General features: G+C 74.6%; 19 protein-coding genes. 12 read left to right on the forward strand and 7 right to left on the reverse strand.

What is annotated here, in order from left to right; all coding sequences use genetic code 11:
- Nucleotides 1-84: 84 nt before the first annotated feature.
- From RNC47_RS16040 to RNC47_RS16055, 4 genes are all read left to right on the forward strand, one after another.
- The gene (locus tag RNC47_RS16040) at nucleotides 85-936 is read left to right on the forward strand and encodes an NmrA family NAD(P)-binding protein (protein WP_311599377.1); all 852 of its coding nucleotides are present in this window, start codon (nucleotides 85-87) and stop codon (nucleotides 934-936) included.
- 483 nt (nucleotides 937-1419) lie between these two features.
- Nucleotides 1420-2178, forward strand: a complete 759-nt coding sequence (locus RNC47_RS16045; protein ID WP_311599379.1) for an IclR family transcriptional regulator — start codon at nucleotides 1420-1422, stop codon at nucleotides 2176-2178.
- The gene (locus RNC47_RS16050; protein ID WP_311599381.1) at nucleotides 2178-3383 is read left to right on the forward strand and encodes a CaiB/BaiF CoA transferase family protein; all 1206 of its coding nucleotides are present in this window, start codon (nucleotides 2178-2180) and stop codon (nucleotides 3381-3383) included. Before RNC47_RS16045 ends, RNC47_RS16050 begins: the two co-directional genes overlap by 1 nt.
- Nucleotides 3380-4216, forward strand: coding sequence for a citryl-CoA lyase (locus RNC47_RS16055; protein WP_311599382.1), 837 nt, complete (start codon nucleotides 3380-3382; stop codon nucleotides 4214-4216). Before RNC47_RS16050 ends, RNC47_RS16055 begins: the two co-directional genes overlap by 4 nt.
- 8 nt (nucleotides 4217-4224) lie before the next feature.
- Here RNC47_RS16055 and RNC47_RS16060 read toward each other — a convergent pair whose 3' ends face one another.
- The 3 genes from RNC47_RS16060 to RNC47_RS16070 are packed head-to-tail and all read right to left on the reverse strand — an operon-like array spanning nucleotide 4225 to nucleotide 6541.
- Entirely contained in the window at nucleotides 4225-5136 is a 912-nt protein-coding gene (locus tag RNC47_RS16060) for a hydroxyacid dehydrogenase (RefSeq protein ID WP_311599383.1), read from the reverse strand.
- Nucleotides 5129-5710 (reverse strand): RraA family protein, encoded by a 582-nt coding sequence (locus RNC47_RS16065; RefSeq protein WP_311599384.1) that lies wholly within the window; start codon nucleotides 5708-5710, stop codon nucleotides 5129-5131. The genes RNC47_RS16060 and RNC47_RS16065 overlap by 8 nt, the downstream gene beginning before the upstream one ends.
- A 39-nt stretch (nucleotides 5711-5749) precedes the next feature.
- Nucleotides 5750-6541 (reverse strand): IclR family transcriptional regulator, encoded by a 792-nt coding sequence (locus RNC47_RS16070; protein ID WP_311599385.1) that lies wholly within the window; start codon nucleotides 6539-6541, stop codon nucleotides 5750-5752.
- 126 nt (nucleotides 6542-6667) lie between these two features.
- Between RNC47_RS16070 and RNC47_RS16075 the strand changes: the two genes are divergently transcribed.
- Genes RNC47_RS16075 through RNC47_RS16085 form a run of 3 tightly spaced genes read left to right on the forward strand, consistent with a single transcriptional unit; the run spans nucleotide 6668 to nucleotide 9740 of the window.
- Complete coding sequence (locus RNC47_RS16075) at nucleotides 6668-7654, forward strand: Bug family tripartite tricarboxylate transporter substrate binding protein (RefSeq protein WP_311599386.1); 987 nt, start codon at nucleotides 6668-6670, stop codon at nucleotides 7652-7654.
- Nucleotides 7651-8235, forward strand: coding sequence for a tripartite tricarboxylate transporter TctB family protein (locus RNC47_RS16080; RefSeq protein ID WP_311599387.1), 585 nt, complete (start codon nucleotides 7651-7653; stop codon nucleotides 8233-8235). The genes RNC47_RS16075 and RNC47_RS16080 overlap by 4 nt, the downstream gene beginning before the upstream one ends.
- Complete coding sequence (locus tag RNC47_RS16085; RefSeq protein ID WP_311599389.1) at nucleotides 8235-9740, forward strand: tripartite tricarboxylate transporter permease; 1506 nt, start codon at nucleotides 8235-8237, stop codon at nucleotides 9738-9740. Before RNC47_RS16080 ends, RNC47_RS16085 begins: the two co-directional genes overlap by 1 nt.
- Before the next feature lie 386 nt (nucleotides 9741-10126).
- Here RNC47_RS16085 and RNC47_RS16090 read toward each other — a convergent pair whose 3' ends face one another.
- The gene (locus tag RNC47_RS16090) at nucleotides 10127-12391 is read right to left on the reverse strand and encodes an excinuclease ABC subunit UvrA (protein WP_311599480.1); all 2265 of its coding nucleotides are present in this window, start codon (nucleotides 12389-12391) and stop codon (nucleotides 10127-10129) included.
- 190 nt (nucleotides 12392-12581) lie between these two features.
- On the opposite strand from RNC47_RS16090, the gene RNC47_RS16095 reads away from it, so the two are divergent.
- Nucleotides 12582-13103, forward strand: coding sequence for a GNAT family N-acetyltransferase (locus RNC47_RS16095; protein WP_311599391.1), 522 nt, complete (start codon nucleotides 12582-12584; stop codon nucleotides 13101-13103).
- Nucleotides 13104-13110: 7 nt separating this feature from the next.
- Here the strand turns inward: RNC47_RS16095 and RNC47_RS16100 are convergent, their stop codons facing one another.
- A complete protein-coding gene (locus RNC47_RS16100) occupies nucleotides 13111-14307 on the reverse strand; it encodes an MFS transporter (RefSeq protein ID WP_311599392.1) in 1197 nt (398 codons plus the stop codon).
- A 54-nt stretch (nucleotides 14308-14361) separates the two neighbouring features.
- The gene (locus tag RNC47_RS16105; RefSeq protein WP_311599394.1) at nucleotides 14362-15207 is read right to left on the reverse strand and encodes an NAD(P)H-binding protein; all 846 of its coding nucleotides are present in this window, start codon (nucleotides 15205-15207) and stop codon (nucleotides 14362-14364) included.
- 111 nt (nucleotides 15208-15318) lie between these two features.
- Between RNC47_RS16105 and RNC47_RS16110 the strand changes: the two genes are divergently transcribed.
- Nucleotides 15319-15696 (forward strand): winged helix-turn-helix transcriptional regulator, encoded by a 378-nt coding sequence (locus RNC47_RS16110; protein WP_311599396.1) that lies wholly within the window; start codon nucleotides 15319-15321, stop codon nucleotides 15694-15696.
- Nucleotides 15697-15729: 33 nt separating this feature from the next.
- Here RNC47_RS16110 and RNC47_RS16115 read toward each other — a convergent pair whose 3' ends face one another.
- Entirely contained in the window at nucleotides 15730-16338 is a 609-nt protein-coding gene (locus RNC47_RS16115; protein WP_311599398.1) for a TetR/AcrR family transcriptional regulator, read from the reverse strand.
- A 68-nt stretch (nucleotides 16339-16406) separates the two neighbouring features.
- Between RNC47_RS16115 and RNC47_RS16120 the strand changes: the two genes are divergently transcribed.
- Genes RNC47_RS16120 through RNC47_RS16130 form a run of 3 tightly spaced genes read left to right on the forward strand, consistent with a single transcriptional unit; the run spans nucleotide 16407 to nucleotide 18582 of the window.
- Nucleotides 16407-17171, forward strand: coding sequence for an SDR family oxidoreductase (locus RNC47_RS16120; protein ID WP_311599399.1), 765 nt, complete (start codon nucleotides 16407-16409; stop codon nucleotides 17169-17171).
- Between the two features lie 45 nt (nucleotides 17172-17216).
- The gene (locus RNC47_RS16125; RefSeq protein ID WP_311599400.1) at nucleotides 17217-17813 is read left to right on the forward strand and encodes a gamma carbonic anhydrase family protein; all 597 of its coding nucleotides are present in this window, start codon (nucleotides 17217-17219) and stop codon (nucleotides 17811-17813) included.
- Nucleotides 17806-18582: a phosphotransferase gene (locus RNC47_RS16130; RefSeq protein ID WP_394814794.1), complete on the forward strand. Its 777-nt coding sequence runs from the start codon at nucleotides 17806-17808 to the stop codon at nucleotides 18580-18582. The genes RNC47_RS16125 and RNC47_RS16130 overlap by 8 nt, the downstream gene beginning before the upstream one ends.
- Nucleotides 18583-18585 lie beyond the last annotated feature (3 nt).

An 18585-nucleotide genomic window follows, 5' to 3' on the forward strand; every position in this document is an offset into this window, starting at 1 on the left:
CAGCCTAGACCGGTGAGACGATCGCTTATGCGGGCGAGCCGCGGAGCGATGTCCCTCGGCCGCCGGGCCCGGTGGGATGGGCCCATGACCGAGAACCACCACATCCTCGTCCTCGGCGGCACCGGCAAGACCGGCCGCCGCGTCGCCCGCCTGCTGCCCGGGGCCCGCGTCGGCTCCCGCACCGGCACCCCGCCCTTCGACTGGACCGACCGGGCCACCTGGGACCCCGCGCTGGCCGGCACCAGGGCCGCCTACCTCGCCTACTACCCCGACATCACCGTGCCGTGGGCCGCCGAGGTGCTCGGCGCCTTCGCCGAGCGGGCGGCCAGCGCCGGCGTCGAGCGCCTGGTGCTGCTCTCGGCGCGCGGCCTGCCGGCGGCCCACCCCGCCGAGCAGGCGGTTCGCGAGGCCGGCACCGGCTGGACGATCCTGCGGGCCAGCTGGTTCTGCCAGAACTTCAGCGAGGAGTTCCCCGTCGTCGGCGTGCGCGAGCGGGACGAACTGCTGCTGCCGGCCGCGCCCGACACCGTCGAGGCCTTCGTCGACGCCGACGACATCGCGGACGTCGCGGCGGCGGCCCTCACCGGGGACGGGCTGGACGGCCGGACCCTGGAACTGACCAGCGCCCGCGCGCTGTCCCTGGCCGAGTCGGCGGCGGAGCTGAGCAAGGCCACCGGCCGCGAGATCCGCTACCGCGAGATCCCGCCGGACGCCTACGCCACGCACCTGACCACCGAGGTCGGCCTCTCCCCCGAGGAGGCCGGCATGCTCGCCGACCTCTTCCGCGACGTACTCGACGGCCGCAACGCCACCGTCACCGACGACGTCCCCCGCACACTCGGCCGCCCCGCCCGCGACTTCGCGGACTACGCCCGCGCGACGGCACCGGCCTGGCGGCCTACCGCCTCGAAGGACCGCCGGGACGCGCGGACCTGAGACCGCCCCGCGCCCCCGGCGTACGGCCTGGGCCACCGGCCCGAAGCGGGCGGGGCCACCGGCCCCGAAGGAGCGCCGCGCCGAACGAGCCTGAGACCGCCCCGAGCCCTCGGCACCGCCCGAACCGGCCCGGGGCCTTCGGCCCCAAGGAGACGCCGAGCGGGCTCCCGTGTCGGGGCCAGTCCGGCCGCACGGACCGCACCGTCTCGCGCGGCGAAACCCGGGCGCCAGCCCGAACGGCGCACCGGCAGGCCCTGGACCACGTGGTGGCCACGGCGCTTCGCCCCGCAGGGTGGGCAGGGGCAGGGCGCAAGCCCGGACGGCACAGGGCCGGCCCTGCGGGCCCCGGACACGTGCGGGCCGAGGTCCTTCGGACCGGTAGGCCGGCAGGCCGGTCCCGTACCACCTGGTGGACCACTTGTGCCGCTGGCCGGTTCGATGATGTGATGGCCCGGCCAGCTCGCCGATCAGGGAGGGACGACCGTGGCCGAGGCCGACTCGGGTGGGGTCCGCAGTGTGCAACGCGCCGTGGAGCTGCTCGCGCTCTTCGACAGCGAGCATCCGAGCCGCTCCGTGCGTGAGTTGACCGACGAGACCGGCCTGCCGAAGAGCACCGTGGTGCGCCTGGTGCACACGCTGGAGCAGGCCGGTCTGCTGTGGAGCCGGGGCGACGGCCAGCTCGTCCCCGGCTCCGGTCTGCTGCGCTGGGCCGAGCTGGCCGGCAGGACGTGGCGGCTGCCGGAGGAGGCGTCGCGGCGCCTCGCGGAGCTCAGCGCGGCGAGCCAGGGCGAGACCGTGAGCCTCTATGTGCGGCAGCGGAACACCCGGGTGTGCGTCGCCCGCCACGAGGGGACGCGCAGCCTGCGGCACGTCGTGCACGTCGGGGCCGAGATGCCGCTGTGGTCCGGCGCCGCCAGCCATGTCCTGCTCTCCCGGGCCGACCGCGCCGACGTCGCGGCGGTCGCGGCCCGCGCCCCGCACGAGGGCTGGGAGGAGCTGCTGTGGGAGCGTGCCCGCGCCGCGGCCGCGAACGGCTGGTCGGTCAGCCACGGGGAGCGCGAGCCGGGCGTGTCGGGTGTCGCGGCCCCGGTGTTCGACCGGTCGGGGCGGCTGACCGCGGCGGTCGGCCTCGGCGGCCCCACCGTCCGCTTCACGGACGAGGCCGTCGCCGCCCTGCTGCCCTCGCTGACGGACGCCGCGCGGGTCCTGACCACCCTCGACTGCATCGGAGGCACCGCCTGATGTCGACCGCCCTACTGGAAGGCGTCCGGGTCCTCGACCTCACCAATGTGCTCGCCGGGCCGTTCGCCGGTTACCAGCTCGCCCTGCAGGGCGCCGACGTCGTCAAGGTGGAGATGCCCGGGTCCGGGGACCTCGCCCGCCAGCTGGGCGCCGACCGCGCCCTCGCGGACGAGCTGTTGGGCGCCTCGTTCCTGGCGCAGAACGCCGGCAAGCGCTCGATCACGCTCGACCTCAAGGACCCGGAGGGCCGCGAGGCGCTGCTGCGCGCCGTGCGGGAGGCGGACGTGCTGCTGGAGAACTTCCGCCCCGGCGTGATGGAGCGGCTCGGCCTCGGCTGGAAGACGCTGCGCGCGGAGAACCCGGGGCTCGTCTACTGCGCCATCTCCGGCTTCGGGCAGACGGGGCCGATGCGGGACCGGCCGGCCTACGACCAGATCGTCCAGGGCCTGAGCGGCATGATGAGCGTGACCGGCACCGAGGAGACGGCGCCGCTGCGCGCGGGCTTCCCGGTCGCCGACACGCTCGGCGGGATGGCCGCCGCCTACGCGGTGGCGGCCGCTCTCGTGCGGCGCGGCCGCACCGGGGAGGGCGCGTTCGTCGACGTCTCCATGCTGGAGGCCGCGCTGACGGCGATGGGCTGGGTGACGTCCAACTACCTGATCACCGGCCGCGAGCCGCGTCCGATGGGCAACGAGAACTTCACCGCGGCGCCCTCCGGCACCTTCGCGACCGCCGACGGGCACCTGAACATCGCCGCCAACCGGCAGCAGCAGTACGCCACCCTGTGCCGCCTGATCGGCCGCGAGGACCTGACGTCCGATCCGCGGTTCGCCCACCCCGCGGACCGGAAGACGCACCGCGAGGCGCTGCGCGTCGAGGTGGAGTCCGCGCTGGCCGCCCGGCCGGCCGCCGAGTGGGAGGAGATACTCTCCGACGCCGGCGTCCCGGCGGCCCGGGTGCTCTCCGTGCCGGAGGCCCTCGGCCTGGACCAGCTGGCGGCCCGCGACTTCGTACTCGACCTGCCGTTCCCCGACGGCCGCGAGCGCTCGCTGAGCGTCCTCGGCAGCCCGGTGCGGGTCGACGGCGAGCCGGTCCCGGCCCCCGCTCCCCCGCCGCTGCTCGGCGAGCACACCGACGCGGTCCTGACCGAACTCGGCTACGACCGGCGGCGGATCGCCGGGCTGCGGGAGCGAGGCGCGATATGAGCGAGCGGGAGGAACGGGAAGAAGCCATGGGCGAGCCGATGATCGAGGAGCGCCGCGTCACCGACTGGTGGTCGACGGCGGTGACCGAGATCCGGCCGGGTCGGATCGCGCTGCGCGGCTACCCGGTCGAGCGGCTGATCGGCCGGGTCACCTTCGCGGAGCAGATCTGGCTGATGCTGCGCGGCGAGCTGCCGACGCCCGCCCAGGGTCGGCTGCTGGAGGCGGCGTTGGTGGCCGCGGTCGACCACGGCCCGCAGGCGCCGTCGATCGCCGCGGCCCGGATGGCGGCGACCTGCGGCGTCGGCCTGAACAGCGCCGTCGCGACCGGCGTCGGGCTGCTCGGGGACGTGCACGGCGGCGCGGGGCAGCAGTGCATGGAGGTGCTGGCGCGCGTCGTCGCCGGCGCGGACGCCGGGGCCGTGGTCGCGGAGTTCCGGGAGCGCCGCGCCTATGTGCCGGGCTTCGGCCACCGCTTCCACCCCCGCGACCCGCGGCGCGATCCGCTGCTCGCGCTCGTCCGGGAGGCCGTCGACGAGGGGGCGGTGGCGGGCCGCGCGCTGGCGGCCGGGCTGGCGATCGAGGCGGCGCTCGCCGAGGGCAGGAGCCGCCCCGTGCCGATGAACATCGACGGGGCCACCGCCATCATCTACGCGGAGCTCGGCTTCCCGCCCGAGCTGGGGCGCGGCCTGTTCGTCCTCTCCCGCAGCGTCGGCATCCTCGCCCACGCCTGGGAGGAGCGGGAGGGCGGCGCCCGCATCAAGGGCCCGCTCCCCCGGCCGCTGCTGGCGGGCTACCACGGCGCCCCGGAGCGGGAGTTGCCCGACGACCGCTGAGGCCGCGCTCAGCCGAGGTGGGCGAGGATGTGGTCGGCGGCCTCGGTCGCCATGCGGCGCAGGGCCTCCGCCGTCTGGGCCCCGGTGTGCGGGGTGATGACGACGGTGGGCTCGGCCCGCAGCGGGTGGTCGTCGGGCAGTGGCTCGACGACCGTCACGTCGAGCCCGGCGCCCGCCAGGTGGCCCCGGCGGACCGCCGTGAGCAGGGCGTCCTCGTCCAGGATCCCGCCGCGTGCGGTGTTGACGACGACCGCGCCCGCGGGCAGCGCGAGGAGCTCGGACGGCCCGACCAGGCCGCGGGTCGCGGGGACCAGCGGGACGTGCAGGCTGAGGTTCTCGGCGCGGGCCAACAGCTCGGGCAGGTCCACGGGTTCGGCGCCGGCGGCGGCGATCTCGGCCGCCGGCACCATCGGGTCGTGGGCCAGCACCCGCATGCCGAAGCCGTGGGCGCCGATGGCGGCGACCCGGCGGGCGATCCGGCCGAAGCCGAGCAGCCCGAGCGTGGCACCGGATAGCTCCCGGCCGGTGATCGCGGCCCTGGTGTCGCCCTCGTCGCGCACCGCGACGCCGATGCCGCGCCGGACGGCGAGCAGCAGCGCCACGGCGTGCTCGGCGACCGACTGGGCGTTGGCCGTCGGCGTGGTGGTGACGGCGATCCCCAACTCCCGCGCCCGGTCCACGTCGACGGTGTCGAGGCCGACGCCGTGCCGGGCCACGACGCGCAGCGCCGGGGCGCGGGCCAGCATCTCGCCGTCGACCCGCTCGGTGCGGAGCAGGATCGCCGTGACCCGGTCGCTGACCTCGTCGAACGTTGCCGGCTCGCTGCCATAGCCGAGGCGCACCTCGGCGACGGCGGCGAGCCGGCGCACGGCGTCCTCGTGGACCGGTCGCGGGATCCAGACCAGCGGGCGGTCAGCCACGGGGCACCAGCCGCTGGTTGGCGGCGCGGCGCTCGGCCTCGCCGGCGATGAGCCCGCGCGCGCCCTCGACGACCTCGTCGATCCGGGCGCGGGGGACGACCGCCACGCCGTCGTCGTCGCCGAGCACCCAGTCCCCCGGCGCGGCCGGGACGCCGCCGACGGCGATGGGCTCGCCGATCCGGTAGGGGCCGTTCTTCCAGGGGCCCGCCGGGGTGACCGCCCGGGCGAAGACCGGGACGCCGAGCGCGGCGAGCTCCGCGACGTCGCGGGCCGCGCCGTCGAGCACGATGCCGCCGACCCGCAGCGCCCTGGCCTTCTGCACCACGAGCTCGCCGATCAGGGCCCGGCTGGTGTCCCCGCCGCCGTTGACGACGAGCACCTCGCCGCGCCTGATGGTCTCGAACGCCGCGTGCAGGCCCTTGTTGTCCCCGGGCCGGGTCCACACGGTGAACGCCGGTCCTGACAGCGTCGCGCCGGGCCACAGCGGGCGTATGCCGTCGGCGACCCCGAAGCGGTCCATGGCGTCGGAGACGGTGGCGACGGGCAGCGCGCCGGGCGTCGGATAGTCGTGCACGGTTCTCCCTGGTGGTTCGGCTGGGGGTGGTGCCTTCGGTCAGTAGAGGGCCGGCGGCAGCCCGGTGCGCGCGATGTCCTCGGCGCAGCGCCGCACGGCGTGCACGAAGCCGGGGATCCGGTCGTCGGTGAACCGCACGGTGGGGCCGCCGAGGGCGAGCACCGACATCCGCGCGGGCGGGCGTCCCCCGGTGGCCGGGACCGGGACCGCGAGGCCGCTGTTGCCGGCCTCGCGGTGTCCGTGCGAGAGGCTCCAGCCCTGCTCGGCGGCGCTCGCCACCCCCTTGCGGAGGGCCGCGGCGTCGCCGCCGGCCTCGGCGACGATCCGGTCGATCAGCCCGTCGCGGTCCGCGGGCGGTTCGAGGCTCAGCAGCACGTAGGCCGCGGACCCGACCGACATCGGCAGCTCGTCGCCCTGCTGCACGGCGTGCCGCAGGGTGTTGGGGCTAGGCGCCTGGCCGACCACGACCCGGCGCGTGCCCTCCCGCACGTAGAGGCTCACCGTCTCGCCGGTCTCGGCGGCCAGCGCCTGCATCCGGGCCAGCGACGCGGGCGGCACGGTCCACGCGGCGTCCGCGAAGGCGGCGAACGCGATCAGCCTGGCGCCGACCCGGATCTGCCCGTCCGCGCCGGACTCCAGCAGGCCCTCGGCGGCCAGGGTGTCGACGAGCCGCAGCACGGTGGTCCTCGGCAGGCCCGTCTCGCGCACGAGGTCGGCGAGCGAGAGCGACATGCGTTCGGGGGTGAAGGCGCGCAGCACCGCCCAGGACCGGCTCACCGCGCGGATGCCGCCGCCCGCGCCGTCGGCACTCTCCGTGACGTCCGTGGTCACAACCCGCCCCTTTCCACGATCGATTCGACCCGAAGGGTTGTATACCACCTGGCGGTCATCTATATCTACTAGGCGGACACCCTCGGTGTCGCAAACCATGAGAATCCACGCCACAAGGGAGTGACCGTGCGGAAGAAACGTCCCGTCCTCGAGGTCCTGGGGGTCGTGGCCACGCTGGTGCTCGCGGCGTTCGCCGCCGTGGACGCCAGCGGCTCCACCTCCGGAGCCACCCCGAGGTCGAAACTGACCGTGATGGCGCCGGCGGCGCCGGGCGGCGGTTGGGACCTCGCGTCGCGGGAGCTCCAGCAGGCGCTGCGCGCCGGCTCGATCGTGAACAACGCCCAGGTCGTCAACGTGCCGGGGGCCGGCGGCACCATCGGCCTCGCCCAGTTCGCCGAGATAGGCCCCGACCCGACGCGGCTGATGATGACCGGCACGGTCATGGAGGGCGCCATCACCGTCAACGGCTCGTCCGTCGACCTGCTCGACACCACGCCGATCGCCCGGCTCGCCGAGGACTACGAGGTGCTCGTCGTCCCCGCGGACTCCCCCTTCGAGACCCTCGACGACCTGCTCGCCGCCTGGCGGGACGACCCGCACGGCCTCGCGATCGGCGGCGGCGGGCTCGGCGGCACCGACCACCTGCTCGTCGGCCTCACCGCCCGCGCGGCGGGCATCGACCCGGCGCGGCTCAACTACGTGTCGTTCGCCGGCGGCGGCGAGGTGATGACCGCGCTGCTCTCGCACACCGTCGCGGTCGGCGTCAGCGGCTACAACGACTTCCGCGACCAGATCGAGGCGGGCAACCTGCGGGCGCTCGCCGTCTCGGCCGAGGAACCGGTGCCGGGCATCGACACCCCGACCCTCGTCGAGCAGGGCATCGACGTGGCCCTGCCCAACTGGCGCGGCGTGGTCGCCCCGCCCGGCATCAGCGACGCGGAGCGGGCGGAGCTGATCTCCATCGTCACCGAGATGACACAGACGCCGGAGTGGGCGGACGCCCTCTCCCGCCATCGCTGGGTCGACAGCCTGCTGACCGGCGACGAGTTCACCACGTTCATCCGCGAGGACCAGGCCAGGGTCGACGCGATCATCGAGGAGTTGGGCCTGTGAGCACCGCGGAAGAACTCGCCTCCCGCGGCGGACCTGGAGAGTTCCTGCGCCGCCGCACGGGACTCGTCCTCCCGCTGCTGATGCTGCTCGTCGGCGTCGTGCTGGCGGTCGGCACGATCACGATGGACGTGCCGGAGAACGTCGCCTGGCCCGGCCCCCGGCTGTTCCCCACGGTCATCGCGATCGCCTGCTTCGTCTTCGCCGTGCTGATGGCCGTCGACGTGCTGCGCCACCCCGAGCCCGAGCGGGTGGCCGCGCACGCCGAGGACGCATCCTCCGACGCGGCCGACGCCGACGCGGCCGACGCCTCCGACGTCGCCGAGGAGACTCGGGTCAGGAGCAACCGGCCCGCGGTGCTCGCGCTCGTCGGCACCCTCGTGGCCTTCATCGTGGTGCTCGACCCGCTCGGCTGGCTGCTCTCCGGCAGCCTGCTCTTCTGGGGCGTCGCGCGAGCCCTCGGCAGCCGCCGCCCGCTGTTCGACGCGTTCCTGTCGATCGCCGTCTCCTCGATCGTGCAGCTCGCCTTCTCCGCGGGCCTCGGTCTCAACCTTCCCCCGGGCGTACTCGCAGGAGTTTTCTGATGGACTCACTGGCCAACCTCGGCGACGGCTTCCTCACCGTCCTCACGCCGATGAACATGCTCTGGGTGCTGGTCGGCGCGCTGCTCGGCACCGCGGTGGGCGTCCTGCCGGGCCTGGGCTCGGCGATGGCGGTGGCGCTGCTGCTGCCCGTCACGTTCTCGCTCGACCCGATCGGCGCGTTCATCATGTTCGCCGGCGTGCTGTTCGGCGGCCTCTTCGGCGACTCGATCTCCGGCATCCTGATGAACACGCCCGGCAACAGCACCGCCATCGCCGGGACGATCGAGGGCCACAAGATGGCCCGGACCGGGCGGGCGGCGCAGGCGTTGGCGACCTCCGCGATCGCCGCGTTCATCGGCGGCATCCTGTCCTCCGTACTCGTGGTCTTCTTCGCCCCGTCGCTGGCCGACCTGGCCACCCTGTTCGGCCCCGAGGAGTACCTGGCGCTCGCGGTGTTCGCGTTCGTCGCGATCTCGGCCGTGGTCGCCGAGTCGCTGGTGCGCGGCCTGACGGCGCTGGTGATCGGCCTGGCGATCGCGCTGGTCGGCGTCGACGGCATGTCCGGCGCCGCCCGCTTCACCGGCGGCCAGCCCGAACTGTTCGACGGCATCAACATCGTGGTGATCACGGTCGGGCTGCTCGCCCTCGGCGAGGTGATCGCGGTCGCCGCGCGGCGCGGCACCCGGCAGGACACGGAGCTCATCCCGTCCGGCGGCCGACTCTGGCTCTCCCGCGAGGAGTTCCGGCTCGCGCTGCCGGCCTGGCTGCGGGGCACCTCGATCGGCGTGCCGTTCGGCATCATCCCGGTCGGCGGCTCGGAGGTGCCGACGTTCCTCGCCTACGGCACCGAGCGGCGGCTGGCCTCCCGCAAGCCGGGCTCGATGTTCGGCAAGGGCGCCATCCAGGGCGTCGCGGGCCCCGAGGCGGCCGGCAACGCGACGGCGGGCACCGCCATGGGCGCGCTGCTGGCGCTCGGCCTGCCGACGTCGGCCACGGCGGCCGTGATGCTCGCCGCGTTCCGGCAGTACGGCCTCCAGCCGGGGCCGCTGCTCTTCGAACGGGCCAGCGAGCTGGTGTGGGCGCTGCTCGCCAGCTTCTTCATCGGCATGGTCGTCCTGCTGATCCTCAACCTGCCGTTCGCGCCGCTGTGGGCGAAGCTGCTGAAACTGCCGCGGCACTACCTGTACGCCGGCATCACGGTCTTCGCGATGCTGGGCGTGTACGCGACCAGCAGCAAGCTGCTCGACCTGGTGCTGGTGCTGGCCATCGGCCTGCTGGGCTTCGCGATGCGCCGCTACGGGCTGCCGGTCGCCCCGGTGCTCATCGGCGTCATCCTCGGCCCGCTCGCCGAGACGGAGTTCCGGCGGGCGATGGCGGTCAGCGAGGGCGACCCGACGGTCCTGGTCTCCAGCCCGATCGCGGCCACGCTCTACGCGGTCCTGGCCCTCGGCGTCGGCGCGTTCCTCATCCAACGCCGGAGCGCTGCGCTGGCCAAAGCGGCGTAACCACTCCGCGAACGCGGGCCGCCGGCCGGCGGCGGCTGCGCGCGGCGGCCGCGCCACCCGGCCGGCGGACGCCGGGCCATGCCCGGCGCTCCGCCCGGGCGGCCCGGTCCGGCCTGGCGGGCTCGCCACGCGGATAGAGGGGCGGCGGACACCCCGCGACGCATGGGCCAGGCACGGCCGCGAAGCGCCGGCCGACACCGGCCACGCCTGACTGGCTGGCATGACGAACCGGCAGCAGCGTGGTGGCGGCGGCCCACGCGGCGAGCCGACAGGCACCGGGCGCCGGGGCCCGGCCACGAGACCACAGGCCGAGACCGGCCATCCGGCCGCGGCCGGCCCAGGGGCCCACCAACCTGGCGTCCCTTCGGACCGGTAGGCCGGCAGGCCTAAACGGCCGTCACGTACTCGCGCAGGTGGTGGCCCGTCAGCGTGTCGCCGTGGGCGACGAGGTCGGCCGGGGTGCCGGTGAAGACGACGCGGCCGCCGTCGTGGCCGCCGCCGGGGCCGAGGTCGATGAGCCAGTCGGCGTGGGCCATCACGGCCTGGTGGTGCTCGATGACGACGACCGTGTTGCCGTCGTCCACCAGCCGGTCGAGCAGCGCGAGCAGCTTGTCGACGTCGGCCATGTGCAGTCCCGTGGTCGGCTCGTCGAGCACGTAGACCGTGGACGGCTCGGCCATCTGGATGGCCAGCTTGAGGCGCTGCCGCTCGCCGCCCGAGAGGGTGTTGAGCGGCTGGCCGAGGCGCAGGTAGCCGAGCCCCACGTCGGTCATCCGGCCGAGGACGGCCCGTGGTTGGCGCTCGGTGAAGAAGGCGTGGGCCTCGGTGACCGACATCTCCAGCACCTCGTGGATGTTCCGGCCGCGCAGCGTGTACGCCAGCACCTCGGAGGTGAAGCGCCGGCCCTCGCACCGCTCGCAGACGGTCGCCACGCCGGCCATCATCGCCAGGTCGGTGTAGACGAGGCCGATGCCGTTGCAGTGGGGGCAGGCGCCCTCGGAGTTGGCGCTGAACAGCGCCGGCTTGACGCCGTTGGCCTTCGCGAAGGCGTTGCGGATGGGGCCCAGAAGACCCGTGTAGGTCGCCGGGTTGCTGCGTCGTGAGCCGCGGATCGGGGTCTGGTCGGCGACGGCGACCCCGTCGCGCCTGGCGAGGTAGCCGTGGATCAGCGAGCTCTTGCCGGAGCCGGCGACGCCGGTGACGACGGTGAGCACGCCCAGCGGCACGTCCACGTCGACGCCCTTGAGGTTGTGCAGGTCGGCGCCCCTGATGGAGAGGTGGCCGGCCGGGGTGCGGACCTTCTCGCGCAGCGCGGCCCGGTGTCCGAGGTGGCGGCCGGTGAGCGTGTCCGAGGCGGCGAGCCCGGCGACGTCGCCGGTGTAGCAGATCGTGCCGCCGTGTTCGCCCGCGCCGGGGCCGAGGTCGACGACGTGGTCGGCGATGGCGATGACCTCGGGCTTGTGCTCCACGACCAGCACCGTGTTGCCCTTGTTCCGCAGCCGCAGCAGCAGGTCGTTCATCCGCTGGATGTCGTGCGGGTGCAGGCCGGTGGTCGGCTCGTCGAAGACGTAGGTGACGTCGGTGAGCGAGGAGCCGAGGTGCCGGACCATCTTGACGCGCTGCGCCTCGCCGCCGGAGAGCGTGCCGGACGGCCGGTCGAGGGAGAGGTAGCCGAGGCCGATCTCCACCAGGGAGTCGAGGAGTTGGCCGAGGCCGGCGAGCAGCGGCGCGACCGAGGGCTCGGAGATGCCGCGCACGAAGGCGGCGAGGTCGCTGATCTGCAGGGCGGAGCACTCGGCGATGTTGCGGCCGTCGATCCGGGAGGACAGCGCGTCCTGGCTGAGCCGGCTGCCGCCGCAGGCCTGGCACTCGGTGAAGACGACGGCCCGGTCGACGAAGGCGCGGATGTGCGGCTGCATGCTGTCGCGGTCCTTGCCGAGCCAGAGCCGCCTGATCTTGACCACCAGGCCCTCGTAGCTGACGTTGTTGGTGCCGATCCTGAGCTTGGTCGGCTCCTTGTACAGGAAGTCGTGCCACTCGGTCTCGGTGAAGTCGGCCAGCTTCTTGTCCGGGTCGTAGAGTCCCGAGCCCGCCATCACCTGCCAGTACCAGGAGTCGACCTGGAAGTTGGGGACGGTGATGGCCCCTTCCTTCAACGAGCGGGTGCGGTCGACGAGTTGGTCGACGTCGATGGCGGTGACCTGGCCGAGGCCCTCGCAGTCGGGGCACATGCCCTCGGGGCTGTTGAAGCTGAAGTGGGTGGCGGTGCCGATGTGCGGGGTGCCGAGCCGGCTGAAGACGATCCGCAGCATCGTGTAGGCGTCGGTGGCGGTGCCCACGGTGGAGCGGGAGTTGGCGCCCATCCGCTCCTGGTCGACGACGATGGCGGCGCTCAGGTTGTGCAGCCCGTCCACGTCGGGCCTGGCCTGGCTCGGCATGAGGGACTGGAGGAAGGCCGTGTAGGTCTCGTTGATCAGCCGCTGCGACTCGGCGGCGATGGTGCCGAAGACGAGCGAGGACTTTCCGGAGCCGGAGACGCCGGTGAACACGGTGAGCCGGCGCTTGGGTATGTCGACCGACACGTTCCGCAGGTTGTTCTCGCGGGCGCCGCGGACCTGGATGACCGTGTGCCCGTCGGCCTCGGTCGGCAGGCTGGCGAGGGCGCCGGAGACGTCGAAGGTGCTGGAGTGCGGCGGCGGCTGCTCTGCGGACACGTGATTCCCCCTGGGGTACCTGAAGGGCTGGACTAAACCTCGTACAGTGTACCCAATAAGCGCCGGCCCCCGTCCCGTGAGCGCCCCCGCCGGCCGCCCGTCAAGCGCGCTTCCCTACAGTGCGGGCATGCACGACTCCAGCGACATCAGGCCGGCCCGCGCCGCCGACCTGGACGCCATCGCCGCGATCTTCACGCACTACGTCACCGACACCGTCGTCACGTTCATGGAGACCGCGCCGACCACGGCCGACTGGGAGCGGAAGCTCGCCGACCTCACGGCGCGCGGCCTGCCCTTCCTGGTCGCCGAGGCGCCCGGCGGCGGGATCGCCGGCTTCGCCTACGCCGGCCCCTGGCGCGCCCAGCACGCCTACCGGCACACCGCAGAGAACTCGATCTACCTCGCCCCCGACCACACCGGCAAGGGCCTCGGCAGCCGGCTCCTCGAAGCGCTGCTGGCCGCCTGCGCGGAGGCCGGCGTCCGCCAGTTGATCGCCGTGATCGCCGACGCCGGCGACAACGCGGCCTCCCCGGCGCTGCACCGCCGCTTCGGCTTCACCGACGCCGGCCGGCTGACCGCCGTGGGCACCAAGCACGGCCGCTGGCTGGACACCATCCTGATGCAGCGGTCCCTACCGCCGGTGGGCTAGCCGCCCGCTACCCGCGGCCGGCCCGGCTCACCCACGGGCGGGAGGCGAGGGTGACGGCGAGCGACGCCGCCGCCAGGGCGGCCATCGCGGCGGCGGGCCCCGTCCACTGGGCCACGCCGCCGGCGAGGGCCGCGCCCAGGCCCTGGCAGGTGAGGCGGCCGGCCGACTCCACGCCCTGTGTCTGCCCGCGCACCGCCTCGGGCGTCAGCGCGAGCAACCGTTCCTGGAGCGCGAGGGAGGCGGAGAACCCGGCGCCGGCCACGAAGACCGCGCCGACCAGGGGCCACCGCGGCGGGTCCAGGACGAAGAGCAGGTAGGGGGCGGCCAGCAGCAGCCGCATCGGGAACGCGAGCCGCCACCGCAGCTCGGCGGTGCACATCCGGCCGACGGCCAGGTCGCCGAGCAGCATCCCGGCCGAGGACGCGGCGAGCAGCACGCCGGCCCACTCCGCGTCGTCGGCGATGAACAGCGCCGCGCAGCCGACGACCAGCCCGTTGGGCACCCACAGGTTCAGCAGCAGCGCCCGCCGGCCGGGGTGTGAGAACAGCTCGACGTTGGCGCGCCAGGTCTCGCGCGGTCCGGGGCGCCGGGTGAGCCGGATCGAGTGTTCCCGGACGGTGGCCGCCACCACCAGCAGCGCGAGACCGGTCAGCGCCGCGGCGACCACGAACACCCCCTGCGGGTCCAGCCGGCGCAGCAGCACCGCGCCCACCGCGTAGCCGAGGATCATCACCCCGCCCGAGGTGACGTTCATCAGCGAACGCGCCGTCGCGTAGCCGGCGTCGGGCACGATCTCGACCAGCAGCCCCAGCCGGACGCCGGTGCCGAGCGCCTGGAAGAAGCCGAGCGTCAGCAGCAGGCAGAACCGCGCGCCGAGCGGCAGCCCGGGGACGGCCTGCGTCGCGACGCCGACGAGCGTGAGCAGGTGGAGCGCGACGAGCGTGCGCCGCGGGCGCCGCCCGTCCGCCACCGACATCAGGGTCAGCGCGCCGAGGACGGTGGCGAACGTGGCGCCGTACATGCTGACGGCGGTGAGGAACGGGGAGCCCGTGCGGTCGTCGACAAGGGTGCCGAGGGCGAAGCCGGACAGGGTGCCGGCGGCGACGGTCAGCATGAAGCCGAGGAAGAGGCCGGCGAACTCGCGGTCGCGCAGCAGCGCCCGGTAACCGGCCGCCGTGGCTCGGGTGTTGGGGTGAGAGGACATGAAAAAAGCCTCCGGCCGCCCCAGGTCGGGGCGCCGAAGGCGAACGGGAAGAGTTTAGCGGAAGGCCCCGGCGTTGCGCTCGGCCCACTCGGCGAAGGAGCGGGGCGCGCGGCCGAGCACCCGCTCGACGTCCGGGCTCAGCCGCAGCTCGGCGGCGTTGGGCTCGCCGAGCACGGACAGCGTGGTCGCCACCACCGGCTCCGGCATGAAGGCGGCCATCCGGGCGTGCGCCTCCTCCCGGGTCAGTTCCACGAACCGCACCGGCTCGCCGAGCGCCGCCCCGATCGCCGCGGCCTGCTGCCGGGGCGTGACGACCGCCGGCCCGTTCAACTCGTAGACGTGGCCGGCGTGTTCGTCCTTGCGCAGGGTCACGGCCGCGACCTCGGCGATGTCCGCCGGGTCGATCACCGGGATCCCGACGTCGCCGAAGGGCGCGGCGACCGTCCGCTCGGCGCGCACCGACTCGGCCCAGGCGAAGGCGTTGGACGCGAAGCCGCCGGGCCGCAGGATCGTCCAGGCCAGGCCCGACTCGCGCACCGCGTCCTCGACGGCCCGCATGGTGCCGCCGTGCGAGGGCGACTCCGGCCTGGTCGCCACGCCCTGCGAGGAGAGCCGCACCACCCGCCGGACCCCGGCGTCCCTGGCCACGGCCAGGATGGCGTGCGGGTCGAGCCCGTGGCCGCCCGCGCCGCCGTCGTGCAGGAACAGCGCCTCCGCGCCGTCGAGGGCGGGCCGCAGGCTCTCCGGCGTGGCCAGGTCCGCCGGCACCGCCCGCACGCCCGCCGGCACGTCGCCCGCGGCGATCCCGCGCGAGACCGCCGTCACCTGCTCCCCGGCCTCGGCCAGCGTGCTGACCAGCCAGCGGCCGACGTTCCCTGTGGCACCCGTCACCACGATCATCTTCGACTCCCGTGTCCTTACCTGTGGTTTCTCGCGACGGGAGGGACGCTAACAGCCTGGGTATAGTAGGTACCTAGAGGAAAGTGACTACCCCAGGAGGGGGTCCGCGCCATGAAGGCCGACGCCACGACCGACCCCGAGCTGGCGTGCCCGATCTCGCCGGTGGTGGACATCGTCTTCAGCCGCTGGACCACGCCGATCCTCTGGTCGCTCCACACCTTCGGCCGCCAGCGGTTCGTCGAGTTGGAGCGGCGCGTCACCGGGATCACCCCCAAGGTGCTCACCCAGCGCCTCCGCCAGCTGGAGCGCGACGGCCTGGTCGTCCGCACCTACCACCCCGAGGTGCCGCCGCGCGTCGAGTACGAGATCAGCGAGCTGGGCCGCAGCCTGGCCCCGCTCTTCGCGCACCTCACCGAGTGGGCCACGGCCAACCTCGGCCATGTCGAGCGCGCCCGCGAGGAGTACGACGCGGCCGGCTCGCCGCGCTGACCGGCCCACCCGCTGAGCCGACCGCGCGGCCGGTCAGTCGACGTCGTCGCCGAACTCCTCCCCGAAGGCGGCGGCGAGCGCGGCGGCGACCAGGCCCGGCAGGTCGGGCCGCCCGTCCTCCCGGGCCCAGCGCGTCAGGGCGACATGCATCGCGGCCAGGCAGGCACTGGCCGCGGCCCCGACGCGGAACTCCGCGTCGGGCTCGGGCGCGTCGCCGAGCAGGGCCGCGGCGATGGCCTGCTGGGTGGCGAACTGGCTGTCCAGGTGCCGGGCGCGCAACGCCGGCGTGTCGACCATCAACCGCAGCCGGGCGAGCAGCAGTTCCCGGTCGGCGGACCCCGCGAGGTCACGGACCGTCTCGACCAGGGCCCGGCCGATCCGGCGCACCGGCGGCTCGTCCGCCGGCCGGGCCGCGACCCCGGCCGCGACGAGGTGGTCGTACCGGCCGTGGAGGACCAGGTCCTCCTTGGTCGGGAAGTGCCGGTAGACGGTCATCGCCGAGACCCCGGACGCGCGCGCGACGTCGTTGACGGTGGTGTCGTCGAAGCCGCGCTCGGCGAACAGCCGCAGGGCGTGCGACTGGATGAGCCGCCTGGTCTCCACCCGCCGGCGTTCGCGCAGACTCGGCCCTTCACCACTCATGCGTGACACGCTACCGTACTGTTAGTCGCTCACAAGTTGTGGTCGACTAACACGAAGAGGTGGACGGAATGGGCAGACTGATCGGCAGGACCGCCGTGGTGACCGGGGCCTCGCGCGGCATCGGGCGGGCCATCGCCCGGCGCCTCGCCGCCGACGGCGCGGAGGTCGCCGTGCACTACGGCTCCGGCGAGGCCGCGGCGCGCGAGACGGTCGCCGGGATCGAGCGGGCCGGCGGCCGCGCCTTCGCCGTCCACGCCGAACTGGGCACCGACGGGGACGTGGACACCCTGTTCGCCGGTTTGGAGCGAGGGTTGGCCGGCCGGCCGCTGGACATCCTGGTCAACAACGCGGCGGCCGCCCCGACCGGACCCGTCGAGACGGACACCCCCGAGCGGTTCGACCGCCTCTTCGCGGTGAACGTCAGGGCGCCGTACTTCATCGTCCAGCGGGCGCTCCCGCTGCTCCGCGACGGCGGCCGGATCATCTCCCTGACCTCGGTCGCCACCCGGGTGGCCAACCCGGGACAGACCGCCTTCGCCATGGGCAAGGGCGCCCTGGAGACGATGACGCTGACCCTGGCCGGCGCGCTGGGCACCCGCGGGATCACCGTCCACGCCATCGCCCCCGGCGCCACCAGGACCGAGGACAACGCCGCCGTCTTCGAGCAGCCGGGGCTGGCGGAGTTCATCACCGGCCAGACCGCCCTGGACCGCCTCGGCCGCGCCGAGGACGTGGCCGACGCCGTCGCCTTCCTCGCCTCCGACGACGCCCGCTGGATCACCGGCCAGGTCCTCGACGCCAGCGGCGGCCTCCACCTCGGCCTCCGGGTCTGACCCGGCGGCGCCGCGGGTTCGTTCAGCCGCCTTAGTCTCGACCCCATGCTGATCGAACATCGCGGCGCCCGGCCGGTCGTGCCGGACTCCGCCTACGTGGCGCCGACGGCCGTGCTGTGCGGGGCCGTCACCCTGGGCGAGCGAGCGCGGGTGCTGCACGGCGCCGTGCTGACGGCCGAGGACGGCGAGGTGCGGACCGGCGCCGACGTGGTGGTCATGGAGCAGGCGCTGGTGCGCGGCAGGGCACGGCACGCGGCCGTCCTCGGCGACGCGGTGCTGGTCGGCCCGCACGCCCACCTCAACGGCGCGACCGTCGAGGACGAGGTGTTCGTCGCCACCGGCGTCTCGGTCTTCCCCGGCGCGGTCGCCGGAGCCGGGTCCGAGCTGCGGGTCAACAGCGTGCTGCACGTCAACTCCCGGCTCGCGCCCGGCACCGTCGTCCCCATCGGCTGGATCGCCGCCGGCGACCCGGCCCGGCTCTTCTCCCCCGACCAGGCCGAGGAGTTGTGGGAGACGCAGCGGCCCCTGGACTTCCCCGGCACCGTCTACGGCGTCCCGCGCGCCACGTCGATGCGGGAGATCATGGCCCGCCAGGCCGAATACTTCGGCGCCCACCGGGAGGACCGGATCGTCGATGAGTGACATCCTGAGCCAACCCGCCGTGTACGAGGGCCAGTTCCACCGGGTCGAGGTGCACGCCGACCGCGTGGTCTGCCACCCCCGCACCCAGGCGGCCGCCGCCCGGCTTCCCCGCCGGGCCGCCCTGCTGCGCGCCGTCGCCGCGCTCGACCTCGGCGTCCGCACCCCGGAGCCGATCGCCGAACTCGCCGACCCGCCGCGCCTCGTCCTCAGCCGGGTCCCGGGCGAGCCGCTGCCGCCCGAGGCCCTCACCTCCCCCGCCGTCCTCGCCTCGGCCGCCGAGCAGCTCGCCGCCCTCCTCGCCCGGCTGGCCGCCGCGCCCGCCGCCGGTTTGCCGCGCCAACCCGCCACCCACTGGCGCGAGTTCGCCGACGCCGTGACCGCCGAGCTGTACCCGTCGATGTCCCCGGCCGGCCGCGCCAGGGCCGACGCCGAACTGGCCGCGCTGCGCGCCCTGCCCGCCCTGGACACCGCCGTCGTCCACGGCGACCTCGGCGCCGAGAACCTGCTGTGGGAGTGGCACGCCGGGCTGCCGGTCCTCGCCGGCGTCATCGACTGGGACGAGGTCGCGCTCGGCGACCAGGCCGAGGACCTGGCGGCCCTGTCCGCCTCCTACGGCCCGGAGTTGCTCACCGCCCTACGCCCCTCCCCCGCCGTCGCCGCCCGAGTGGCCACGATCCACGGCTCGTTCGCGCTCCAACAGGCACTCGCCGCCCAACGCGACGGCGACGCGGACGAGTTGGCCGACGGCCTGGCCGGCTACCGCGCCTGACGG

The sequence above is a fragment of the Streptomyces millisiae genome, assembly GCF_031845425.1.
Taxonomy (GTDB): Bacteria; Actinomycetota; Actinomycetes; order Streptomycetales; family Streptomycetaceae; genus Streptomyces; species Streptomyces millisiae.